At 59.9% G+C, this 2959-nt stretch carries 4 protein-coding genes and 2 pseudogenes; 4 read left to right on the plus strand and 2 right to left on the minus strand.

Features of this window, described 5'->3' with window-relative positions; all coding sequences use genetic code 11:
• Positions 1–450: 450 nt before the first annotated feature.
• Positions 451–689, minus strand: a pseudogene (locus ABQJ48_RS37515) (IS6 family transposase); the annotation flags it as partial.
• Between the two features lie 113 nt (positions 690–802).
• Between ABQJ48_RS37515 and ABQJ48_RS37520 the strand changes: the two are divergent.
• The 4 genes and pseudogenes from ABQJ48_RS37520 to ABQJ48_RS37535 all read left to right on the plus strand — a co-directional run.
• Positions 803–1051 (plus strand): annotated as a pseudogene (locus ABQJ48_RS37520) (integrase); the annotation flags it as partial.
• Between the two features lie 186 nt (positions 1052–1237).
• Positions 1238–1483, plus strand: coding sequence for an AbrB/MazE/SpoVT family DNA-binding domain-containing protein (locus tag ABQJ48_RS37525; RefSeq protein ID WP_367842895.1), 246 nt, complete (start codon positions 1238–1240; stop codon positions 1481–1483).
• Entirely contained in the window at positions 1480–1878 is a 399-nt protein-coding gene (locus ABQJ48_RS37530) for a PIN domain-containing protein (protein WP_367842896.1), read from the plus strand. The genes ABQJ48_RS37525 and ABQJ48_RS37530 overlap by 4 nt, the downstream gene beginning before the upstream one ends.
• Before the next feature lie 422 nt (positions 1879–2300).
• Positions 2301–2501 carry a hypothetical protein gene (locus ABQJ48_RS37535; protein ID WP_367842897.1) on the plus strand — a complete coding sequence of 67 codons (201 nt, stop codon included), beginning with the start codon at positions 2301–2303 and terminating at the stop codon, positions 2499–2501.
• A 278-nt stretch (positions 2502–2779) separates the two neighbouring features.
• Here ABQJ48_RS37535 and ABQJ48_RS37540 read toward each other — a convergent pair.
• Positions 2780–2959 (minus strand): YbhB/YbcL family Raf kinase inhibitor-like protein (locus tag ABQJ48_RS37540; protein ID WP_367842898.1); only part of this gene is annotated, 180 nt, incomplete at its 5' end.

Consider the following 2959-nt stretch of genomic DNA (forward strand, 5'->3'; position numbering starts at 1 on the left):
GTTCGCTACACCTTCAGCGTAATGGACTTTCACCATCTACTCCTTGCCGGTCTCCCGGCGCTCCCATTTGTCATTTCCCTTTGCATCCGCAAAAAGGTTCTCACGTTCCGTACCGAAGCCTGTGTTGAGCTCATGCCGTCTTTACGCCGGCTGCCGTCAGGTCCATAAGCAGGTCCCGTCCTGACTGATCCCGGAGTGACGAGATGGCCCCGGTTTTGACAGAGCTTTGACACCTTAACGACGCATCATCGAACGGTTTGCTTGCGCTCATCTTCTCAACACTTACCTGCCATCCTTCGCGGATGACTTTTCCGCGGTCGCTCACCACCACGCCTTTCGAACGCAGCAGCACCGGGCGGTTTCAAGCCTGCTCCTGCAAGCCGACTTCGGGAGGCCTACTCCCATCTTCAGTACAGCACCACAAGCTTTCGCTTGTGTTCGTGACGCACTCTCGTCGAGGTGCCATGTGCCGCCTGGCTTGCGACGCGCCGCTTTCACGCGACGGGCAAAGGCTGCGCCAAACTGATCGCACCGGCATCGGATCGTCTCGTAGGTCACACGCCGCGTTCAAAGAATAGTCCTTCAATGTCACGCAAGCTCAATTGATACCGGTAGTACCAGCGCACGGCGCGACTGATGACGCCGGCTGGAAAACGGTGACCGCAAAACAGCGATTTCGATTTCTTCATCGCCTCATCATACGCGAGACGACCAGCAACCTGACAACGCCGTCCTGTCCACTCGATAAGTTATCCTGCCCATAGGAAACTTCTCAGCCTGCTTTCCGATTTGCATCAGAATCGGGCAGTCGGCGCGCGGCGTGCTCGGCTCAGTTCGCCGGCGACTCGAGAGCGTCGCGCGGCAGGTTGGGCGGCCGGATCTCGCCACGGTTTTTGAACATCCTGACGGTGAGCGTTTGCGGCAGGCGAAGGCGGTCGCAGACGCGATCGAGGTCCTGCGGCATGCGCGTATTCCAACGCCACAGATCAGCGACGACATCGGCATCTGGCTGCCGGCGCGGGCGGTCACGATCCTGCGTGCGCACGCTCTCATTCAAGAGCTGATTGGAGTTTCGAGCCTTTCTGCCGTTAAGAGTCTCATCGACGACGATCTGGCGCGGCTGTGGCGATTGTGAGTGGGGTGATTTGAGAGCGACAAATCGCGTGTCATGTGTGTATTTTGCGCTTGCTTTTTCGCGCTCCTTACATTAAAGTAAGGAGCGCTTTTAGGGGGCAATATGACAGCTGCAACCATCACATCGAAAGGCCAGGTCACGATCCCGGTTGACGTGCGCAACCAGCTTGGCCTGGAAGCCGGCGACCGGATCGAATTCAGTTTCAACGAAGAAACGGGCCGGTACGAGGTCTATCCGGCCACTCGCTCTCTCGCGTCGCTCAAGGGCATCGTGAAGAAGCCTGCCAAACCGGTTTCGATTGACGACATGAACCGCGCCATCGCCGAGCAGGGGGCATCGGCGCGATGATCGGACTGGATACAAACGTGTTGGTCCGCTACTTCGCGCAGGATGACGCGGCGCAGTCGAAGAAGGCGACGGCGCTCATGGAGTCCTTTTCGGCCGAGCGGCCGGGCTACGTTTCGCAGATCGCGCTAGTCGAGGTCGTGTGGGTGCTCGGGCGCAGCTACGGCGTCGACCGAGACCAGATGAAGGACATCATCGAATCGATGCTTGGCACGAAGGAACTGGTTGTCGAAGGCGCGGACAGAGTGCGAAAGGCACTTCGCGTTTTCGCGGCGTCAGACAAGGCGGATTTCGCGGACTGCCTGATCGAGCGGTCGGGGCACGTCGCGGAGTGTGAGTACACCGCGACGTTCGATGTGACCGCCTCTAAGGTCGTCGGAATGATGTTGATTAAATAACGGCGGCGAACGCCGAGCACAGGGAAAAGCGCGATGATCGAGGGACGTTCTGTTCGATGTGATACGCGCGCTCCGCTCATGGGCGCATACCAAACCCGACGTTCGACGCCTGGGGTGTTCGGGAGTCGGCTGAAGGCTACGTAATGTGACGACAGTGACCTTGCCGTTGCCATGGAAATTGATGCGGTTGGACAAGAGGAAAGGCGACGGTAACGTGGGTAATACATCAGCAGGAATGGGAGCGCGCTCTCACTACACTGGCGGATTGTAAGGTTAATCTGAACGAGTTCGATGAAACCAATCCCATGTCCAAGGTCGTTTCTTACATTGGCTGTTGCGCGGCGCCTGTCTACGCCCGCACAAACTGATTTCCGGGCACCGGCGAGGTCGACGATGACGCGTGGTTTCCGGCGTGGCTGCTGATGGTCAAGCCGGCACTGGTGGGCCGGCTGGGCGAGGCGCGCGTGCAGCGTGAGCAGGCGGCGTCCCGCGCGATGGCCGTGCTGGGCGAGATCCTGCGCCGCGACCAGCACGAACTGGTCAGCCTGCGGGAGGGACTGAGCTGGCTGCATGCCGGTCTGTTCGACGCGTATATGGCGACGCGCAAAGTGCAGCACTGGTGAGGCAGTCGACCCGACAATGCTTTGTGGCACGTCGCGGTGCTACCGGCAGAGCGTCGTTCACCGCACCAGACACGCTGTGAGATTTCGCGCTGGTGTCCCACTGAACCGCCGCGCCGAACGGCTCTCCCCGCCTCTTCATAGGGCACGGCCCGGGACGAAGCGAGACGTTCTGGTCGAGCCACCACGCGAAGAGGGCATCACAATACGCTCAAACGCCCGCACCGCACGCAGGGACGCGGATTGACAGTCCGGGAGAGGCAGCGTCCAGGGTCTGCGTGTTACTTCTGGAATGTGCCGAGCAGCTCGGCGTATGCCACGACATGGCCTTCCATCGCCTTTTCCAACGCCGCCTTTGTGGGCTTGTGAAGATCGGGCAGCACGGTGTCGAGCGCGTAGAGCTTATGGAAATATCGATGACGGCCAATGGGCGGGCATGGGCCGCCATACGTGGTGCGATG

It is taken from the genome of Paraburkholderia suaedae (assembly GCF_040812055.1).
Classification (GTDB): Bacteria; Pseudomonadota; Gammaproteobacteria; order Burkholderiales; family Burkholderiaceae; genus Paraburkholderia.

Excerpts from the sequence above, each read along its gene's own strand:
- ABQJ48_RS37535 (WP_367842897.1), top strand. The coding sequence starts at position 2,301 with ATGGTCAAGCCGGCACTGGTGGGCCGGCTGGGCGAGGCGCGCGTGCAG.
- ABQJ48_RS37525 (WP_367842895.1), top strand. The coding sequence starts at position 1,238 with ATGACAGCTGCAACCATCACATCGAAAGGCCAGGTCACGATCCCGGTT.
- ABQJ48_RS37530 (WP_367842896.1), top strand. The coding sequence starts at position 1,480 with ATGATCGGACTGGATACAAACGTGTTGGTCCGCTACTTCGCGCAGGAT.